Below are 23,123 nucleotides of genomic sequence, written 5' to 3'. Positions count from 1 at the left end.
CGTTGCGCCGGCCCTGGGTCGCGAAGTCGAGCCAGTGTAGCCGCACACCAGCAGGGAGCATCCATGGACAACATCGTCGTCGCCGATAAGCAATCCGCAGTCGCCACCCAGAGTGCCTGGGGCAATGTCAGTCTCAACGGGCCAGGCGTCGTGCAGATGCCGGTTTCTCCCGATAAAGTGGCAACCGTAACCCAGCGCGGGCAAGACCTGATCGTCACCTTGAAGTCGGGCGAGAAGGTCACTATCGGCAACTTCTTCGCCGTGGATCAGGCGGGGGTCGGCAGCGACATCGTCTTCGTCGGTGAAGACGGCACCCTGTGGCATGCGAACTACGATGCAGCGGCATTCACCGGTTTTACCTTCGACGAAGTGGCTTCGCTGGATGAACTGGTCGCGGGTATCGGTGTGGCCGGTAGCGAGATGCCCACCTGGGCGATTGCCGGGCTCAGCCTGCTGGGTATCGGCGGCGCGGCGGCCGCTGCAGACAACAGTGGCGGTGGCAGCAGCGGCAGCTCGGACCCAGGCGATACCACCGCCCCTGCCACGCCCATCGACCTGCTGGTGTCCCCCGATGGCCTGCGCCTGACCGGGCGTGGCGAAGCAGGCACCACGGTGAACATTCGCGACGCTTCGGGCAACCTGATCGGCAGCGGCACGGTGGGTGCCGATGGCAGTTTCAATGTGTCGCTTACCCCCCCGCAGATCAACAGCGAGAACCTTCAAGTCACCCTGACCGATGGCGCTGGCAATGTCTCGGCCCCAGGCAGTGTTACCGCCCCGGATGCAACAGCCCCCGTAGCGCCGACCGAGCTTGCCATCAATGAACAGGGTACAACCCTCACCGGCCGTGCCGAGCCCGGCTCCACGGTAGCGGTGCGGGGCGCCGGTGGCGTGCTGCTGGGCAGCGCGGTAGCCGGTGCCGACGGGCAATTCAGCATTGCTTTGCAGCCTCCGCAGACTGAAGGCCAGGCCCTGGAAGTGACCGCCCAGGATGCGGCTGGCAACACTTCGCCAGCCGCCGGTATCACGGCCCCGGATGTCGAAACACCGCCCGACACTACCCCGCCGGATGCGCCAACCGACCTGCTGATCGCCCTGGCCGGGCGGCAACTCAGCGGCCGCGGTGAAGCAGGCACCACGGTGCAGGTGCGTGACGCCGCCGGCAATGTGCTGGCGACGGGCACTGTGGGTGCAGACGGCACTTTCGTGATCGCGCTTGATCCTGCCGTGATCGACGGCAGTACCTTGCAGGTCACCCTGACCGATGCCGCTGGCAACGTTTCGCAGCCTGGCTCAGTCGCTTCGCAAGACCTGCTGCCACCGGCACAACCGACCGACCTGGCCCTGGCCGAAGGCGTGACCCTTACCGGTCGTGGCGAGCCAGGGGCTACGGTTCAGGTGCGTGACGCCGCAGGCAACGTGATCGGTACCGGCGTGGTGGGTGCAGACGGTAGCTTCAGCCTGACGCTGTCCCCTACTCAGGCCAATGGCGAGGCGCTGGATATCCGCCAGGTGGATGCCGCTGGCAATACCTCCGCTCCGCTGCAGTTCGATGCCCCGGACATTACGCCGCCTGCTGCCGTCAGCAACATCGTCGTCGGTGCCGGAGGCGTGGCCCTGAGTGGTCGCGGCGAGCCGGGTGCCACGGTTGAAGTGCGCGACGCCAACGGCAATATGATTGGCACCGGCACCGTATTGGCCAACGGCACGTTCCTGATCGACTTGGACCCTGCCGTACAACCTGGCGAACACTTGAGCCTGGTGCAGACCGACCCGAGCGGTAACGCTTCGGTTGCCTTTGAATACGATGTGCCACAGACCACCGCGCCAGCCAGCCCGAGCGACCTGGCCATCGATGCCGACGGCACCACCCTCACCGGTACCGCCCCAGCCGGCAGCCGCGTGGAAGTGCACGATGCCAATGGCACGCTGATCGGCAGCGCCATTGCTGGTGCCGACGGCACCTTCACTCTCGAACTCAACCCGGCCCAGGCCAACGGCGAACTGCTGGACGTAGTCGCCATTGATGACACGGGGCTGTCGTCCCTGCCTGCGCAGATCACCGCGCCAGACATCACCGCGCCGGCCGCACCGAGTGAGCTGGCCGTCAGCGCTGACGGCACTGTCGTCACTGGCCGCGCCGAACCCGGCAGCACCGTGCGTATTCTTGCCGCCGACGGCACCGAGCTGGGCACTGCCCTAGTCGGCCCGACTGGCGTATTCAACATCACCCTCGCTCCACCGCAAGTCGATGGCGAAGTGCTGCAAGCCACCGCTACCGACGCCGCAGGCAATACCTCGACAGCAAGCTCCGTCACCGCACCCGATATCGACGGCGGCGACACCACGCCGCCTGACGCCCCTGTTGATCTGGTGATCGGCCTCGCGGGCCATCAACTCACTGGCCGTGGCGAAGCGGGCACTACCGTGCAGGTGCGTGATGCCGCCGGCAATGTGCTGGCGACCGGCACCGTGACTGCAGATGGCACCTTCGTGATCGCGCTCGACCCTGCCGTGATCGACGGCAGCACCTTGCAAGTGACTCTGACCGATGCCGCTGGCAACGTTTCGCAGCCGGGCTCGGTCGTTTCGCAAGACCTGCTGCCACCGGCGCAGCCGACCGACCTGGCCCTGGCCGAAGGCGTGACCCTTACCGGTCGTGGCGAGCCAGGGGCTACGGTTCAAGTTCGCGACGCAGCGGGCACGGTGATCGGCACCGGCCTGGTGGGCGCAGATGGCCTGTTCAGTGTCACCCTCGCCCCCGCTCAAGCAAACGGCGAGGCACTGGATATCCGCCTGGTGGATGCTGCTGGCAACAGCTCGGCTCCGCTGCAATTCGATGCCCCGGACATTACGCCGCCTGCTGCCGTCAGCAACATCGTCGTCGGTGCCGGAGGCGTGGCCTTAAGTGGTCGCGGCGAGCCGGGGGCCACGGTTGAAGTGCGCGACGCCAACGGCAATATGATTGGCACCGGTACGGTATTGGCCAACGGCACGTTCCTGATCGACTTGGACCCTGCCGTACAACCTGGCGAACACTTGAGCCTGGTGCAGACCGACCCGAGCGGTAACGCTTCGGTTGCCTTTGAATACGATGTGCCACAGACCACCGCGCCAGCCAGCCCGAGCGGCTTGGCCATCGACGCCGACGGCACCACCCTCACCGGTACCGCCCCAGCCGGCAGCCGCGTGGAAGTGCACGATGCCAATGGCACGCTGATCGGCAGCGCCATTGCTGGTGCCGACGGCACCTTCACTCTCGAACTCAACCCGGCCCAGGCCAACGGCGAACTGCTGGACGTAGTCGCCATTGATGACACGGGGCTGTCGTCCCTGCCTGCGCAGATCACCGCGCCAGACATCACCGCGCCGGCCGCACCGAGTGAGCTGGCCGTCAGCGCTGACGGCACTGTCGTCACTGGCCGCGCCGAACCCGGCAGCACCGTGCGTATTCTTGCCGCCGACGGCACCGAATTGGGCAGCGCCCTGGTCGGGCCGACCGGCGTGTTCAACATCACCCTCGCTCCGCCGCAAGTCGATGGCGAAGTGCTGCAAGCCACCGCAACCGACGACGCAGGCAATACCTCGACAGCAAGCTCCGTCACCGCACCCGATATCGACGGCGGCGACACCACGCCGCCTGACGCCCCTGTTGATCTGGTGATCGGCCTCGCGGGCCATCAACTCACTGGCCGTGGCGAAGCGGGCACTACCGTGCAGGTGCGTGACGCCGCCGGCAATGTGCTGGCGACCGGCACCGTGGGTGCAGACGGTAGCTTCGTGATCGCGCTTGACCCTGCCGTGATTGACGGCAGCACCCTGCAAGTCACCCTGACCGACGCTGCCGGCAACGTATCGCAGCCGGGCTCGGTCGCTTCGCAAGACCTGCTGCCACCGGCACAGCCAACTGACCTGGCCCTGGCCGAAGGCGTAACGCTTACCGGTCGCGGCGAGCCTGGCGCCACTGTTCAAGTTCGCGACGCAGCGGGCACAGTGATCGGCACCGGCCTGGTAGGCGCAGATGGCAGCTTCAGCCTGACGCTCTCCCCAGCTCAGGCCAATGGCGAGGCGCTGGATATCCGCCAGGTCGATGCCGCTGGCAACAGCTCTGCTCCGCTGCAATTCAATGTCCCAGACATCACCCCCCCGGATGCCGTCAGCAACATCGTGGTCGGCCCTGGCGGCCTGGTACTGGGCGGTCGTGGCGAAGCGGGCGCCACCGTGGAAGTACGCGACGCCGATGGCAACCTGCTTGGCCGCGGTGTAGTCGGCGCCAACGGTACGTTCCTGATCAACCTGGACCCGGCTGCGCAACCGGGCGAACAGCTGAGCCTGGTACAGGTTGACCCAAGCGGCAACGCGTCGGCCGTGGTGGCGTTCGATGTCCCTCTGAGGACCGCACCCGCCAGCCCGAGTGGCCTGGCCATCGATGCCGACGGCACCACCCTCACCGGTACCGCCCCAGCCGGCAGCCGTGTGGAAGTGCATGATGCCAATGGCACGCTGATCGGCAGCGCCATTGCCGGTGCCGACGGCACCTTCACTATCGAGCTCAATCCAGCCCAGGCCAACGGCGAACTGCTGGACCTAGTCGCCATCGATGACACGGGGCTGTCGTCCCTGCCTGCACAAATCACCGCGCCAGACATCACCGCGCCGACCGCACCGAGCGAGCTGGCTGTCAGCGCTGACGGCACGGTTATCACTGGCCGCGCCGAACCGGGCAGCACCGTACGTATTCTTGCCGCCGACGGCACCGAACTGGGCAGCGCGCTGGTCGGCCCGACTGGTGTGTTCAACATCACCCTCAACCCGCCTCAGGTCGATGGTGAAACGCTGCAAGCCACGGCGACCGACGCCGCTGGCAACACTTCGCTTACCAGCTCGGTCATCGCGCCGGACATCGACGGGGTCGACACTACGCCACCGAGCGCACCGACCAATCTGGTGATCGGCCTTGCCGGCACTCAGCTCAGCGGCCGTGGCGAAGCGGGCACCACCGTGCAGGTGCGTGACGTCGCCGGCAATGTGCTGGCGACCGGGACCGTGGCTGCAGACGGCACCTTCGTGATCGCGCTTGACCCTGCCGTGATCGACGGCAGCACCCTGCAAGTCACCCTGACCGACGCCGCTGGCAACGTATCGCAACCGGGCTCGGTCGCTTCGCAAGACTTGCTGCCACCGGCGCAGCCGACCGACCTGGCCCTGGCCGAAGGCGTGACCCTTACCGGTCGCGGCGAACCAGGCGCCACGGTGCAGGTGCGTGACGCCGCAGGCAACGTGATTGGTACCGGCCTGGTCAATGCGGATGGCAGCTTCAGCCTGACGCTTGCTCCGGCTCAAGCTAATGGCGAGGCACTGGATATCCGCCTGGTGGATGCTGCTGGCAATACCTCCGCCCCGCTGCAGTTCGATGCCCCGGACATTACGCCGCCTGCTGCAGTAAGCGATATTGTCGTCGGCGCTGGCGGCCTGATGCTGAGCGGTCGCGGCGAAGCCGGGGCCAGTGTTGAAGTGCGTGATGCCGACGGCAATGTAATCGGCACCGGCACGGTGGCCGCCAATGGCACCTTCATCATCGACCTCGACCCCGCCGTACAACCTGGCGAACAGCTAAACCTGGTGCAGACCGACCCGAGCGGCAATGCTTCGGTTGCCTTTGAATACGATGTGCCCCTGATCACCGCGCCAGCCAGCCCGAGCGACCTGGCCATCGACGCCGACGGCACCACCCTCACCGGTACCGCGCCGGCCGGCAGCCGTGTCGAAGTTCACGATGCCAATGGCACACTGATCGGCAGCGCCATTGCCGGTGCCGACGGTACCTTCACCCTCGAACTCAACCCGGCCCAGGCCAACGGCGAACTGCTGGACGTAGTCGCCATCGATGACACGGGGCTGTCGTCCCTGCCTGCGCAGATCAATGCGCCAGACATCACCGCACCGGCCGCACCTGCCGAATTGGCCGTCAATGCCAACGGCACCGTCATCACTGGCCGCGCCGAACCGGGCAGTACCGTGCGTATTCTTGCTGCCGACGGCACCGAGCTGGGCACTGCCCTAGTCGGCCCGACTGGCGTGTTCAACATCACCCTCGCTCCGCCGCAAGTCGATGGCGAAGTGCTGCAAGCCACCGCAACCGACGTTGCGGGCAATACCTCGACAACCAGTTCCGTCACCGCGCCGGATATCGACGGCGGTGATACCACGCCACCGGAGGCACCGACCAACCTGGTAATCGGCCTCGCTGGCGCGCAGCTTAGCGGCCGCGGCGAAGCAGGTACCACCGTTCAGGTACGTGATGCTGCCGGAAATGTACTGGCGACCGGCACCGTCGGTGCAGACGGCACCTTCGTGATCGCGCTTGACCCTGCCGTGATTGACGGCAGCACCCTGCAAGTCACCCTGACCGACGCTGCCGGCAACGTTTCGCCACCGGGCTCGGTCGCGTCGCAAGACTTGCTGCCACCGGCGCAGCCGACTGACCTGGCCCTGGCCGAAGGCGTAACCCTTACCGGTCGCGGCGAACCAGGCGCCACTGTTCAGGTTCGCGACGCCGCAGGCACCGTGATCGGCACCGGCCTGGTCGGCGCCGATGGCCTGTTCAGCGTCACCCTCGCCCCCGCTCAGGCGAACGGCGAGGCGTTGGACATCCGTCAACTGGACGCTGCTGGCAACAGCTCGGCCCCGCTGCAGTTCGATGCCCCGGATATCACGCCGCCTGGCTCAGTAAGCGATATTGTCGTCGGCGCTGGCGGCCTGGTGCTGAGCGGTCGCGGCGAAGCCGGGGCCAGCGTCGAAGTGCGTGATGCCGACGGTAATGTGATCGGCACCGGTACCGTGGCCGCCAATGGCACCTTCATCATCAACCTCGACCCTGCCGTGCAACCTGGCGAGCAGCTGAGCCTGGTGCAGACCGACCCGAGCGGCAACGCTTCGGTGGCCTTCGAATACGACGTACCGCTGACCACCGCACCGGCCAGCCCGAGCGGCCTGGCCATCGATGCCGACGGCACCACCCTCACCGGTACCGCCCCAGCCGGCAGCCGTGTGGAAGTGCATGATGCCAATGGCACGCTGATCGGCAGCGCCATTGCCGGTGCCGACGGCACCTTCACCCTGGAACTCACCCCGCCGCAAGCCAACGGCGAACTGCTGGATGTGGTGGCCATCGATGACACGGGCTTGTCGTCCCTGCCTGCGCAGATCACTGCGCCGGACATCACCGCACCAGCCGCACCTGCCGAATTGGCCGTCAATGCCAACGGCACCGTCATCACTGGCCGCGCCGAACCGGGCAGCACCGTGCGTATCGTCGCCGCCGACGGCACTGAACTGGGTACTGCCCTGGTTGGGCCGACCGGTATTTTCAGCATCACCCTTGACCCGCCCCAGGTCGATGGCGAAGTGTTGCAAGCTACCGCGACCGATGCTGCGGGCAATACCTCGACAGCCAGCTCCGTCACCGCGCCGGATATCGACGGCGTCGACACCACACCACCGAGTGCACCGACCAACCTGGTGATCGGCCTTGCCGGCACCCAACTTAGCGGGCGTGGCGAAGCGGGTACCACCGTGCAGGTGCGTGACGCTGCCGGTAATGTGCTGGCGACCGGCACCGTGGCTGCAGACGGCACCTTCGTGGTCGCGCTTGACCCTGCCGTGATCGACGGCAGCACCCTGCAAGTGACCCTGACCGATGCAGCCGGCAACGTTTCGCAACCGGGCTCCATCGCCTCGCAAGACCTGCTGCCACCGGCACAACCAACCGACTTGGCCCTGGCCGAAGGCGTGACCCTTACCGGTCGCGGCGAACCGGGTGCCACTGTTCAAGTACGCGATGCAGCGGGCACGGTGATCGGCACCGCCCTAGTGGGCGCGGATGGCCTGTTCAGCGTCACCCTCGCCCCCGCTCAAGCAAACGGCGAGGCGCTGGATATCCGCCTGGCGGATGCTGCGGGCAACACCTCGACCCCGCTGCAATTCGATGCCCCAGATATCACGCCGCCTGCCGCAGTAAGCGGTATTGTCATCGGCGCTGGCGGCCTGGTACTGAGCGGTCGCGGCGAAGCGGGTGCCAGCGTCGAAGTGCGCGATGCCGACGGTAATGTGATCGGCACCGGCACGGTGGGCGCCAATGGCACCTTCACTATCAACCTTGACCCGGCCGTACAACCCGGCGAACAGTTAAGCCTGGTACAGACCGACCCGAGCGGCAACGCTTCGGTTGCCTTCGAATACGACGTACCGCTGACCACCGCGCCGGCCAGCCCGAGCGAGCTGGCCATCGATGCCGACGGCACCACCCTCACCGGTACCGCCCCAGCCGGCAGCCGTGTGGAAGTGCATGATGCCAATGGCACGCTGATCGGCAGCGCCATTGCCGGTGCCGACGGTACTTTCACTCTCGAGCTCAACCCGGCCCAGGCCAACGGCGAACTGCTGGATGTGGTGGCCATCGATGACACGGGCTTGTCGTCCCTGCCTGCGCAGATCACCGCGCCAGACATCACCGCGCCAGCCGCACCGAGTGAATTGGCCGTCAGCGCTGACGGCACTCTCGTTACTGGCCGCGCCGAGCCGGACAGCACCGTGCGCATTCTTGCCGCCGATGGCACTGAACTGGGTACTGCCCTGGTTGGGCCGACCGGTATTTTCAGCATCACCCTTGACCCGCCACAGGTCGATGGCGAAGTGCTGCAAGCCACCGCTACCGACGCCGCAGGCAATGCCTCTACAGCCAGCTCCGTCACCGCGCCGGACATCGACGGCGTCGACATCACCCCACCGAGTACACCGGCCAACCTGGTGATCGGCCTTGCTGGCACTCAGCTCAGCGGCCGTGGCGAAGCGGGCACCACCGTGCAGGTGCGTGACGCCGCCGGCAATGTGCTGGCGACCGGAACCGTCGGTGCAGATGGCACCTTCGTGATCGCGCTTGACCCTGCCGTGATCGATGGCAGCACCTTGCAAGTGACCCTGACCGATGCCGCAGGCAACGTTTCGCAGCCGGGTTCGGTCGCCTCGCAAGACCTGCTGCCACCGGCACAACCCACCGACTTGGCCCTGGCCGAAGGCGTGACCCTTACCGGTCGCGGCGAACCGGGTGCCACTGTTCAAGTACGCGATGCAGCGGGCACGGTGATCGGCACCGCCCTGGTGGGCGCGGATGGCCTGTTCAGCGTCACCCTCGCCCCCGCTCAGGCGAACGGCGAGGCACTGGATGTCCGCGTGGAGGATGCCGCCGGCAACACCTCCACCCCGCTGCAGTTCGATGCTCCGGACATCACCCCACCTGGCGCTGTCAGCAACATCGTCGTCGGTGCCGACGGCCTGGCCCTGAGCGGCCGTGGCGAAGCAGGTGCCAGCGTTGAAGTACGCGATGCCAATGGCAATGTGATTGGCACCGGCACGGTACTGGCCAACGGCACCTTCCTGATCGACCTCGACCCGGCCGCACAGCCTGGTGCGCAGCTCAGCCTGGTGCAAACCGACCCAAGCGGCAACGCCTCCGAAGCCCTGCTGTACGACGTCCCCCTGACCACCGCGCCGGCCAGCCCGAGCGACTTGGTAGTGGCCGAAGACGGCACCAGCATCAGTGGTAATGCCCCAGCTGGCACCCGTGTTGAGGTGCATGATGCCAACGGCACCCTGGTCGGCAGCGTGGTGGCGGGTGCCGATGGCACCTTCACCGTCATCCTCGACCCGGCCCAGGCCAACGGCGAACTGCTGGATGTGGTGGCCATCGATGACACGGGCTTGTCGTCCCTGCCTGTGCAAATCGCAGCACCAGACATCACTGCCCCAACTGCCCCAAGCGAGCTCGCCGTAAGCGCTGACGGCAGCACAGTCACCGGCCGCGCCGAACCGGGCAGCACCGTGCGTATTCTTGCCGCTGACGGCAGCGAACTGGGCACTGCCCTGGTCGGCCCGACCGGCACCTTCAACATCACCCTCGACCCGCCGCAAGTCGATGGGGAGGTGCTGCAGGTCACCGCAACCGATGCTGCGGGCAATACCTCCACAGCCGGCACGGTCACGGCGCCGGACATCGACGGCGGTGACACCACGCCACCGGAGGCACCGACCAACCTGGTGATCGGCCTCGCCGGCAGCCAGCTCAACGGCCGCGGCGAAGCCGGGGCCAGCGTGCAGGTGCGCGATGCCGAGGGCAATCTCCTGGCCACTGGCACGGTCAACCCGGATGGCAGCTTCCAGCTCACCCTGGACCCAGCCGTGAACGACGGCAGCACCCTGCAAGTGGTACTGACCGACGCCGCAGGCAACGCCTCCGAACCCGGCTCGGTCATCTCGCCAGACCTGCTGGCCCCTGAGCAACCGACCGGCCTGGGCCTGGCCAATGGCGTGACCTTGACCGGTAGCGGCGAACCGGGCGCCACGGTGCAGGTTCGCAATGCTGCTGGCGACCTGATCGGCACCGGCCTGGTCAACGACAACGGCAGCTTCAGCCTCACACTGTTCCCTGCGCAGGCCAATGGCGAGGCGCTGGATGTGCGCCTGGTGGATGCCGCTGGCAACAGCTCCACCCCACTGCAATTCGATGCCCCGGACATCACCCCACCGGCGGCAGTCAGCAACATTGTCGTCGGCGCCGACGGCCTGGCCCTGAGCGGTCGGGGCGAAGCGGGGGCCAGCGTCGAAGTGCGTGACGCCGATGGCAACCTGATCGGCACCGGCACCGTTGGCGAAAACGGCACCTTCCTGATTGACCTTGCGCCAGCAGCCCAACCGGGCGCGCAACTGAGCCTGGTGCAGAGCGACCCAAGCGGCAACGCCTCCGAAGCCTTGCTGTACGACGTACCCCTGACCACCGCGCCGGCCAGCCCAAGCGACCTGGTGGTGGCAGAAGACGGTACCAGCATCAGCGGTAGCGCCCCAGCCGGTACGCGCGTGGAAGTGCATGATGCCAATGGCACCTTGGTCGGCAGTGTCGTGGTCGGCGCCGAAGGCACCTTCACCGTCATCCTCAACCCGGCCCAAGCCAATGGCGAGCTGCTCGACCTGGTGGCTATCGACGGCACCGGCGCATCGTCGCTGCCAGTGCAAGTGGGCGCACCCGACATCACCGCGCCCGCCACACCGACCGAACTTGCCGTCAGCACCGATGGCAGCGTGGTTACCGGGCGTGCCGAAGCCGGTAGCACCGTGCGGATCCTGGCGGTCGATGGCACTGAACTTGGCAGTGCACTGGTTGGCCCGACCGGCATCTTCAACATCACCCTCGACCCACCTCAGGTCGACGGTGAGGTGTTGCAAGTGACGGCCACCGACAACGCTGGCAACAGCTCCACGGCGGGCACGGTCACGGCCCCTGACATCGACGGCGGAGATACCACCCCACCGGAGGCGCCAACCAACCTGGTGATTGGCCTCGCTGGCAGCCAGCTCAACGGCCGCGGCGAAGCCGGGGCCAGCGTGCAGGTGCGCGATGCCGAGGGCAATCTCCTGGCCACCGGCACGGTCAACCCGGATGGCAGCTTCCAGCTCACCCTGGACCCGGCCGTCAAAGACGGTAGTACCCTGCAAGTGATACTGACCGACGCCGCAGGCAACGCCTCCGAACCTGGCTCGGTCATCTCGCCAGACCTGCAGGCACCCGAGCAACCGACCGGCCTGGCCCTGGCCAATGGCGTGACCTTGACCGGTAGCGGCGAGCCGGGTGCCACGGTGCAGGTCCGCGACGCTGATGGCGACCTGATCGGCACGGGCCTGGTCAACGACAACGGCAGCTTCAGCCTTACGCTGTCGCCTGCACAGGCCAATGGCGAAGCCCTCGACATCCGCCTGGTGGATGCCGCCGGCAACACCTCTGCTCCGCTGCAGTTCGATGCCCCGGACATCACCCCACCGGCAGCGGTCAGTACCATCGTGGTCGGTGCCGACGGCCTGACCCTCAGCGGCCGCGGTGAAGCGGGGGCCAGCGTCGAAGTGCGTGACGTCGATGGCAACCTGCTGGGCAGCGGTACCGTGCTTGCCAACGGCACCTTCCTGGTCGACCTCAACCCCGCCGCGCAGCCGGGCGAACGCCTGAGCCTGGTCCAGACCGACGCGGCCGGCAATGCCTCTGAAGCCCTGCAATACGATGTGCCGCTGGCCACCGTACCCACCAGCCCAAGCGAGCTGGTGGTCGCTGAAGACGGTACCAGCATCAGCGGTAGCGCCCAGACCGGCACCCGCGTAGAAGTGCACGATGCCAACGGCACCCTGGTCGGCAGCGTGGTGGTCGGTGCCGAAGGCACCTTTACCGTCGTGCTCACACCCGCACAGGCCAATGGCGAACTGCTGGATGTGGTGGCCATCGACAGCACCGGTGCATCGTCCCTGCCGGTACAAGTCAGCGCACCGGACATCACCGCCCCCGACACGCCCACCGAACTCGCCGTCACCACCGATGGCAGCGTGGTCACCGGGCGTGCCGAAGCCGGCAGCACCGTGCGGGTTCTGGCAGCCGATGGCACCGAGCTGGGCAGCACGCTGGTCGGCCCAAGCGGCGCCTTCAGCGTCACCCTCACCCCCCCCCAAGTCGATGGCGAACAACTGCAAGTCACTGCCACCGATACCACGGGCAATAGCTCGACAGCCGGCACCGTCACCGCGCCGGATATCGACAACGGCGGCGATACCACGCCGCCAGAGCCGGCCACCGACCTGGTGGTCAGCGAAGACGGGCGCACCGTTTCTGGTCGCGGCGAACCTGGCGCGACGGTCGAGGTACGCAACGACCAAGGCCAACTGCTGCAAAGTGGCACGGTAGGCCCCGACGGCGACTTCACCGTGCAACTGCCGTCGGCGGTTGTAGACGGTTCGTCCCTGCAAGTGACCTTGACCGATGCCGCCGGCAACGTTTCGCAACCAGGCTCGGTGGACACACCAGACCAGGTTGCCCCGCCGCAACCCACCGACCTGGTGCTTACCGCTGGCAACAGCCTCACCGGTAGCGCCGAACCGGGCGCGCGGGTGAACGTACGTGACGCCTCGGGCGACTTGATCGGCAGCGCCATCGTCGAGCCCGACGGCACCTTCACCCTGACCCTCAACCCTGCCCAGGCCAATGGCGAGACCCTGGCCATCACCGTGGTCGACGCCGCCGGCAACACCTCGGTGCCGTTGAGCTACGTGGCACCGGACATCACCGCGCCAGCGATCATCACCGACGTCGTCGCCGGTGCTGGCAGCCTGGCCGTGTCGGGTCGCGGCGAAGCCGGCGCCGAAGTGGAAGTGCGGGATGCCGGTGGCACTGTCATCGGCACCGGCACGGTGGCCCCGAATGGCACCTTCGTGATCGACCTCGCCAACCCATTGGCCGCTGGCGAGTCGATCGTACTGGTGCAAACCGACGCCGCTGGCAACACCTCGGTGGGCATCGACGTCATCGTTGCCGATGCACCGCTGCCCGAAAGCCCGAGCGATCTGGTGCTGGCGCCTGACGGTTCATCCATCAGCGGCACTGCCCCAGCGGGCACGCAAGTTGAGGTGCGCGACGCCCAGGGCACTGTCATTGGCAGCGTCCAGGCAGGCACCGACGGCACCTTCACCATCGGCCTGACACCTGCTCAGGCCAACGGCGAAGTGCTTGATGTGGTCGCCGTCGATGCCGATGGCAACAGCTCGCTGCCGACCCAGATCACCGCACCCGACATCACCCCGCCCAACCAGGCCAGCGACCTGCAGCTCAGCGCCGATGGCAGCGTCCTCACCGGGCGCGGCGAGCCCGGCACCACCGTTCAGGTCATCAACGCCCAGGGCGATGTGCTGGGTAATGCCCAGGTCGGCGACAACGGCGTCATCAGCGTTATCCTGACCCCCGCGCAAACCGACGGCCAGGAACTGGACGTGGTACTGCGCGACCCCGCAGGCAACACCTCCAGCGCAACCGTCAACGCGCCTGACCTGGATGGCCCGCTGCAGCCTTCGGGCCTGGCCATCGATACCTCCGGCATCCACCTCACCGGGCAGGGCCAGAGCGGTTCGATCGTGACCGTGCGCGCCGAGGACGGCACCGTGCTGGGTACCGCCACGGTGGCTGCCGACGGCCGCTTCGACGTCACCCTCAACCAGCCGCAGCGCAATGGCGAAAGCCTGACCGTGGAAGCCACCGACAACCTGGGCAACAGCGCAGGCCCGGTCGACTTCACGGCGCCCGATACCACACCACCGCAAGTGGTCACTGGCGTCGCCATCGATGACGCAGGCACCACCGTCACCGGCACCGGTGAACCCGATGCCACGGTCATCGTGCGGGGGCCGGACGGCACCGTGCTGGGCAGCGTCGTGGTTGGTACGGGCGGCACCTTCGAAATCACCCTGGACACGCCGCAAACCAACGGCCAGGCACTGACCGTGGAGCAACGTGACCCCACCGGCAACTTGTCTACCGCCGTCACCCTGCCGGCACCGGACAGCGAAGCGCCAGACACCCCGACAGGCCTCACCTTGTCGGGCGATGGCCGCACCGTTAGTGGCACCGGCGAGCCGGGTGCGCAGGTTACCGTCACCGGCACGGCTGGCGCGATTTTGGGCACCGCCGTGGTCGAGGCCGACGGCAGCTTCCGCGTAAGCATCGACCCGCCACAACTCAACGGGCAGACCCTGTCCGTCACCCAGGCTGACGGCGCCGGCAATGACTCGACGCCTGGCACCGTGACCGCGCCTGACCTCGAAGCACCGGCAGCGGCGCAAGGCCTGGGCCTGAACCCCGAAGGCACGGTACTCAGTGGCCAGGGCGAACCGGGTAGCACCGTGGAAGTGCGCAACGCAGCCGGCGACCTGCTGGGCACCCTCCCGGTGGGCGAGGACGGCACCTTCAGCGTTACCCTCACGCCCGCCCAGACCAACGGCGAAGTGCTGTCGGTGGTACTGATCGACAGCGAAGGCAATGCATCGCCATCGGCCACCTTCACCGCCGATGACAGCACCGCCCCTACCGCACCGGACGGGCTCTCCATCACCCCCGGCGGCAACGCGATCCAGGGCACCGGCGAAGCGGGCTCGACTGTTGAAGTGCGCACCCCCGACGGTACCTTGGTGGGCAGTGTGGTGGTACCGGCTGGCGGCCAGTTCACAGTACCGCTGGCGCCTGCGCAGCTCGATGGCCAGGCGCTGGACGTGACCTTGACCGACGCCGCTGGCAACCAATCCCTGGCTACCCAGATCATCGCACCGGACGTCACGCCGCCAGCACTGCCCACCGACGTGGTGGTCAGCCCGGATGGCACCACCGTTACCGGCAACGCGCCAGGCGCTACTTCGGTGACGGTGCGGGACGCGGACGGCAACGAAACCACCGAGCCGGTGAACCCCGATGGCAGCTTCAGCGTGACGCTGCCGACCCCGCAGACCAATGGCGAAAGCGTGACCGTGGTAGTCACCGACGGCGCCAACAACGGCTCCGCGCCGATCACCATCACCGCACCCGACACCACCGACCCACTGCCGGCCACGGGGGTCACCGTCAGCCCGGATGGCAGCATTGTCGGCGGCGGCGCCGAACCTGGCAGCACGGTGGTCATCCGTAACCCGGACGGCAGCGAGCGCGGCAGCGAAACCGTGGCCCCGGACGGCACCTTCGTGGTACCGGTCAACCCACCACTGACGGCGGGCGAAACCGTCGACGTGGTGGTGATCGACCCCGCCGGCAACGAGTCCACCCCGGTCTCGCTGGACGGCCCGGATGGCACCGAAGCCGCCACTCCAAGCGGCCTCGCCCTCAGCGCCGATGGCTTCCTGCTGATCGGCCAGGGCACCGTCGGGTCGCTGATCACCGTGACCGCCGGCGGCACCACCCTGGGCACGGCGACGGTTGGCAGCGATGGCACCTTCCGGGTGTTCTTCCAGAATGCCCAGCTCAATGGCGAGACCCTTGTGGTCACCGCTCGCACCTCGGTCGATGGCAATCCGTCGGTACCGGCCACCCTCGTGGCCAACGACAGCACAGCGCCGGATGCGCCGACCCAGGTTGCCATCGACCGTACCGGCAGCACGCTGACCGGCCAGGGCGAAGTGGGTGCGACCGTTCGCGTGGTCAATGCCCAGGGCGACGTGCTTGGCACCGCGACCGTCGGCAGCAATGGCTTGTTCAGCATCAGCTTCGCGCCAGCGCTGGCCAATGGGCAAAACCTGATCATCACCCAGGCCGATGGCGCGGGTAACGTCTCGCTCGCGGCCACCCTGCAGGCACCTGACCTGCAGGCGCCGCAGGCAGCCAACAACCTCAGCCTCAACAGCGCGGCCACCGTGCTCAGCGGCGAAGGCGAAGCCGGTGCCAACGTCACTGTGCGTGATGCCAGCGGCGCGATCCTGGCCACCGGCACCGTCAACCAGAACGGCCAGTTCCAGATCACCCTGCCGAGCGCGCAAACCGCCGGCAGCCCCCTGCAGGTCACGCTCAGCGATGCTGCGGGTAACGTGTCTGGCCCGGCCAGCATGGCGACGCCAGACCGCACACCGCCTGCCGCCATCAGCAACCCCGTCCTCAGCCAGGACGGCCGGCAGCTGTCGGGCAGCGGTGAAGTGGGCGCCACGGTCCAGGTCCGCAATGCCGCCGGCACCGTGCTCGGCACCGCTGTGGTCGGTGCCGATGGGCGCTTCACGGTGGTGTTCGACACACCGCAGGCCAACGGCCAGGCCATCGGCGTCACGCAAGTGGATGCTGCTGGCAATACCTCGACGGCAGTCAACGTCAGCACCCCTGACCTGACCCCACCCGCGCCGCTGACCAATGTGGTGCTGAACAACAACGGCCTGACCCTGAGCGGCCTCGGTGAAGCAGGCGCCACCGTGACCGTGCGCGGCCCGGATGGCACCATCATCGGCACCGGGCTGGTGGCCGCCAACGGCAGCTTCACACTGACGCTCGACAACGCACAGCTCAACGCCCAGCACTTGAGCGTGACCCAGACCGACGCGGGCAACAACACCTCTACTGCAGTAGCAGTCACCGCGCCGGACTTCACCCCACCACCGGCACCGACCACCCTGGCCCTGGCTGCCACCGGCCTGCAACTGACCGGTAACGCAGAAGCGGGCAGCACCGTGACCGTGCGCGATGCCGCAGGCAACGTGCTCGGCACTGCGGTAGCCGGCAGCAATGGCACCTTCCAGGTCACCCTGAACAGTGCCCAGACCAACGGCCAGACCGTGCAGGTAACCGCCACCGATGCCGCAGGCAACGTGTCGCCAGCCGCGCCTTACACCGCAGCCGATACCACGCCACCTGCCGTCGTGACCAACCTTGCTGTCGCGGCCAATGGCGCGACCCTCACCGGCACCGGCGAAGCCAACGCCACAGTCACCGTTCGCGCACCGGACGGTAGCGTGCTAGGCACCGCCACCGTCGGGGCCGATGGCCATTTCAGCGTGGCCCTGTCACCGGCTGCCATTACCGGCGAAAGCCTCAGCGTGGTGCAGGCCGATGCCGCGCAGAACGTTTCGCCTGCGCAAACCGTCACCGCACCGGGCGTGCTGGCGCCAGATACACCCGACAACCTGGTACTGGCTGCCGATGGCCTGGCAGTGACCGGCACGGCAACCCCAGGCAGCACAGTGAACGTGTATGGCCCCAATGGCGTACTGCTGGGTACCGCCCCCGTCGCCAACGACGGCACCTTCACGGTCAACCTCGGTAGCGCCCAGGCCAACGGCGAAGTGCTGCAAGTCAGCGCCGTAGGCACCGACGGCAGCACGTCGCTGCCGGCCAGCCTGCAAGCGCCCGACACCACCGCACCGCTGCCGCTGACCAATGTCGTGCTGTCCAGCGACGGGCTGGTGCTCAGTGGCCGCGGCGAGCCGGGTGCCACCGTTACCGTGATCGGTGAAGGCGGCATCGATCTCGGCACCGGTCTGGTCGATGCCAATGGCAACTTCAGCATTGGCCTTGGCAGCGCGCAGATCAACGGCGAACAGCTCAGCGCCAGCCAGTCCGATGTTGCCGGCAACGAGTCCAACAGCATCAGCCTCACCGCGCCTGATCGCGTGGCACCCGATGCCGCCGAGAACCTGGCCTTCGCCGGGGGCGGCAGCCTGCTCAACGGTACCGGCGAAGCGGGCGCCACTGTCCGCGTGCTGGCTGCCGATGGCAGCGTGCTCGGCACCGCGGTCGTGCGTGGCGACGGCAGCTTCCAGGTAGACCTCGGTACGCCGCAGGCCAACGGCCAGCAGGTGCAAGTGGTGCTGATCGATGCCGCCGGCAACCAGTCGGATGCCAGTGCCATCACCGCGCCCGACACCACGCCACCAGCCGCACCAACCGAGCTTGCCATCTCCAGCGATGGCATCACCCTCACCGGCCGCGGCGAGGTTGGGGCAGAGGTCATCGTCACCGCGCCGAATGGCGACGAAGTCGGCAGGGCCACGGTCGACGCCAGCGGGCATTTCACCGTCACCCTCACCCCGGCGTTGGGTAACAGCGAGCTGCTCAGCTTCACCCAGACCGACGCTGCCGGCAACGTATCGGCGGTGGCCACCCTGCAGACCCCAGACTTCACCCCGCCCGCTGCGCTTACCGAGGTCGACATCAGTGTCGACGGCAGCGTGGTGACCGGCCTGGGCGAAGCCGGGGCAACCGTCACCGTGCGCAACACTGCGGGCACCGTGCTGGGCTTTGGCACCGTGCAGGCCGACGGCAGCTTCCGCGTCGAGCTGACACCCGCGCAGATCAACAACGAACCGCTGTCGGTACAGCAGGCCGACCCACCCGGCAACATCAGTGCGCCGGTCAACATCCTGGCGCCCGACCTCACACCACCAGCGCCTGCGACCGAGCTGCGGCTCAACGTGGCGGGCGACCAGCTCAGCGGCGTCGGCGAAGCGGGCGCTACCGTTCGCGTCTACGTCGGCATCACCCAGATCGGCACCATCGAGGTCGGTGCCGACGGCAAGTTCGTGGTCGACCTGAGCTCGGCGCAGCTTGACGGGCAGGTGTTGCAAGTGACCCTGACCGATCCGCGCGGCAACGTCTCGCCGATCAGCACGACCACCGCAGCTGACGTTACCCCGCCAGCCACAGTGATCGCCGTGATCAACGACAGCGGCACCCAGCTGGTTGGTACCGGTGAAGCCGGCGCCCGCGTCACCGTGGTAAACAACAATGGCGACCTGCTTGGCCAGGTGACAGTCGACCCGGACGGCACCTTCGTGCTCGACCTGAACGCTGCGCAGATCAACGGCCAAACCCTGACCCTCATCGCCCAGGACGCCACCGGCAACCCGTCCGCGCCACTGCAAGTGACCGCACCGGACCTGACGCCACCGCTACAACCGACCGACTTGTTGCTCAACCCGGCCGGCACCTCGATGACGGGTACTGCCGAAGCAGGCACCACCATCACCGTTCGCGGGCCAAACAACGCGGTGGTCGGCACGGTGGAGGTACCTGAAAACGGCCAGTTCACCGTCACCCTCAACCCGGCCCAGAACAATGGCCAACTGCTGACCGTGGTGTCCACCGACGATGCCGGCAACGCCTCGCTGCCTGCCAGCTACCAGACCAACGACACCTCGCCGCCTGCCGTGGTCACGGACATGGCCATCAACAACACCTTCAACGTGCTGACCGGTAAAGGCGAACCCAATGCGACGGTCACCGTCAGCCGCGGCGGCATCGTGCTGGGCACTGGCGAGGTGGATGCTGCCGGCAACTTCCAGGTAACCCTGGTGCCGGCAGCCGGCAGCCTTGCCACGTTGGCGGTGACGCAGTCTGACGGCTTCAACACCTCGGCGGTCGCGACCTATATCACGCCACTGCTGGCACCGCCGGTGCCGCCCACCAACGTGACCCTGGGCAGCGACGGCCTGACCCTGTCGGGCAACGCGCCGAGCGGTGTCGGCATCCGCGTGTACGATGCCGCAGGCAACCTGATCGGCACGGGCGGCGCCACACTCAATGGCACCTTCACCCTGCAACTGAACACGGCGCAGCTCGACGGCCAGCACCTTAGCGTGACGGCGGTGGCACTGGTGGGCGGCGAATCGCAACCGACCTTCGTCCAGGCCGCCGACATCACGCCACCGGCCAACCCGCTGGTGACCGGCCTGTCCGCCAATGGCCTGGTACTCACCGGTACCGGTGAGGCCAATGCTACGGTGACCGTGCGCGACGCCGCCAACAACGTGCTCGGCACCGGGGTGGTGAATGCCGGTGGCGTGTTCAGCATCAACCTGATCACGCCGCAGCTCAATGGCCAGGTATTGGCCGTGAGCCAGGCCGATACGGCCGGCAACGCGTCTGGCAGCACCAGCTTCACGGCTATCGATGTACAGCCGCCTGTTGCGCCTACCAACGTGGTCATCAACGGGACGGGTACCGAGCTCACAGGGCGTGGCGAGGCCGGTGCAACCGTGACCGTGCAAGGCCCGAGCGGCCCGCTCGGTTCGGCCGTGGTGCAACCCGACGGCACCTTCACCATCACCCTGACCACAGCGCAAAATGATGGGCAATTGCTGGTCGTACGCCAGTCCGACCCGTCCGGCAACCTGTCCGCCAGCATCAGCCTGACGGCGCCGGACACCACGCCACCGGCAGCGCCGCTGGCAACCATCAACGCCAACGGCACGGCCGTCAGCGGCTCTGGCCAGGTCGGCAGCACCGTCACCGTGCGCAACAGCGCAGGCACCGTGCTGGGCACCGCAACAGTGGGCAGCAACGGCCTGTTCGTGGTCAGCCTGACTGCGGCGCAGATCGACAACCAGGCCCTGAGCGTCACCCTCACCGACGGTGCGGGTAATGCCTCGACCGGCACCGCGCTTACCGCACCTGACCTGACCCCACCTGCGGCCGCCAGCAACCTGGTGATCAGCGCCGACGGCAGCAGCCTCACCGGCAGTGGCGAAGTGGGTGCCACCGTCACCGTGCGCAGTGCCAACGGCACCGTGCTGCAGACGGCGGTGGTGCAACCGGACGGCAACTTCACCGTGGCCCTGAGCCCACCTCAGGATAATGGCCAGTTGCTGTCGGTCACCCTCAGCGACGGGCGCGGCAACGTGTCCGGCAACGTCAACATCACCGCGCCCGACGTCGACGCCAATGCCCCGGTGATCGCCAGCGACAACCTGGTGACCGCCGAGGTCAACCTGGCTCCGGTGGTCAGCTCGCGGACTTATCAGGACAGCTTCACGACCTTGCTGGCGGGCTTCACCAAGACCTACATCTGGACGGTAGGTGCCGGTACCACCGTGGACCCGACGCTGACCCTGAACACCAGCAGCGCGCTGTCGCTGCTCGACAACACGACCTTCACCCTGCAGGTGAAGAACGCTGCCGGTAACTGGGTGACCTTGGCCACAGGCACCAGCCAAGGCCTGCTCGACCTGATCCTGCTGCCGCTGGGCCAGGGCATCCGCGTTGATATCGGCGTGCTGCAGGCGGGGGACTATCGCCTGACCGTCGGCAGTGGCGGCATCGGCCTGATTACCAACGTGACCACCACGCTGGACATCGAAACCACCAGCCTCACGCAGTTCACCGGCACCGGCACGGCAACATCGGGGAACGTCATCACTGACGTCGGCACCGACGGCGCCGTCGACGCCCTTGGCCCGGACAGCGCCGCCGTCCTTCAGGTCATGAAGGACGGCAGCTATGTCTCGGCGGGCAGCGCCACCACGGTGCAGGGCTTGTACGGCACCCTGGTGATCCGCGGCGACGGCAGCTACACCTACACGCCTAACGGCAGCCCATCGAGCGTCGGCAAGGTCGATGTGTTCAGCTACCAGCTGCTGCATGCCAACGGCGCGTCCGATGCCGCCAACCTGTATGTGCGCATCGACAGCCCACAAGCCACGGAAATCTGGAGCGACAGCAACTACGGCGCACCGGCCACGGTAGTCGATGCGGTCAACGATGCCGGTACCAGCCACCTCACCCTGGCCAACCGGGTAGACACCAGCAGTGCCACCCTGGGCACGCTCGGCCTGCCATTGATTGGTTCGCGCCAGGCCCTCTACACCACCAGCGTTGCCGCCGACACCACGGCCAACCTGCAAGTGGTAGTCAACTCCACCAACCTGTTGAGCCTGCTCAATGGCACCACCCTCGACCTGCTCAAACTCAACCCGGCTACCGGCCAGTACGTGCTGGTGCAGTCGGTCGGTGGCGGCTCACTGATCAGCCTGCTTGGCGGCGGTGCCGGCTACACGTTCCAGAACCAAGGCGCCGGCGCCTACCAAATACGTGTCACCGCAGGTGGCATCGGCCTGGCCAGCTCGATCACCACCAGCGTCAACGCCACTACCACGCACCTGACCGAGTTCGTGGTCAGCGGCGCCACCGCAGTCACCGGCAACCTGTTGGCCGACGACAACGTCGGCTCGCCATTGACCGTGCTGAGTGTGATGACGGCGGCCAATACCTACACCATCCCGGGCTACAACGGGGTCAGTGTGGCGGGCAACTACGGCACCTTGCTGGTGCACGCCGATGGCAGCTACACCTACACCCTCAACGCCGGGCTGACCAATGCGGTGATCGGCCAGCATGAAACCTTCACCTACGAACTGACCCACCCCAACGGCACCACCGACACCGCCAACCTCACCATCAACCTGGACAACGCCGCCAACTTCACCGCCACCAGCTCGCTGCTGGCCGACACCGGCGACGAAGGTGTCGCACTGGCCAGTATCGCGGCGGCGGCCTCCAGCGAAGTGATCGCCGGCACCGACGGCAACGACCACCTCGATGGCAGCCAGGGCGGCCACATCACCCTGCAAGGGGGTGCGGGCGACGACACCTTGGTGGTGGTCGACCAGAACTTCGCCAGCGTCGATGGCGGCACCGGTACCGACACCCTGCTGTGGGGCGGCGGTGATGCCAGCATCGACCTGGGTAACCTGGTCGGGCGGGTGCATGACATCGAAGTGATCGACCTCAACGACACCAGTTCGGTGGCGCTGACCCTGAACCTGGCGGACGTGGTCGCGATCACCGAAACCGGCACCGACACACTGGTCATCAAGGGGGATGAAAACGACTCGGTTCACATGACGGACAACTGGGCGCTGGTCGGGAACCAAACCGCCGACGGCATCGACTATAACCAATACACGGCCCAGGAGGATCCAAGCCAGCACCTGTGGGTGCAGAACGGTATCCATGTCGTCTGAGGCCG

At 67.1% G+C, this 23,123-nt stretch carries 1 protein-coding gene; it reads left to right on the top strand.

Annotated elements, in window-relative coordinates; genetic code table 11:
- Nucleotides 1–63 precede the first annotated feature (63 nt).
- Complete coding sequence (locus tag LJX93_RS04085) at nt 64–23,118, top strand: BapA/Bap/LapF family large adhesin (protein WP_227696772.1); 23,055 nt, start codon at nt 64–66, stop codon at nt 23,116–23,118.
- The last annotated feature ends 5 nt before the right edge of the window (nt 23,119–23,123 follow it).

It is taken from the genome of Pseudomonas sp. HN2-3, assembly GCF_020691745.1.
Taxonomy (GTDB): Bacteria; Pseudomonadota; Gammaproteobacteria; order Pseudomonadales; family Pseudomonadaceae; genus Aquipseudomonas; species Aquipseudomonas capeferrum.
Note: the sequence above shows the minus strand (reverse complement) of the source record. Positions and strands in the feature narration are given on the sequence as shown.

What these genes read in the sequence shown, in the direction of transcription:
- LJX93_RS04085 (WP_227696772.1), top strand. Translation starts at nt 64, where the DNA reads ATGGACAACATCGTCGTCGCCGATAAGCAATCCGCAGTCGCCACCCAG.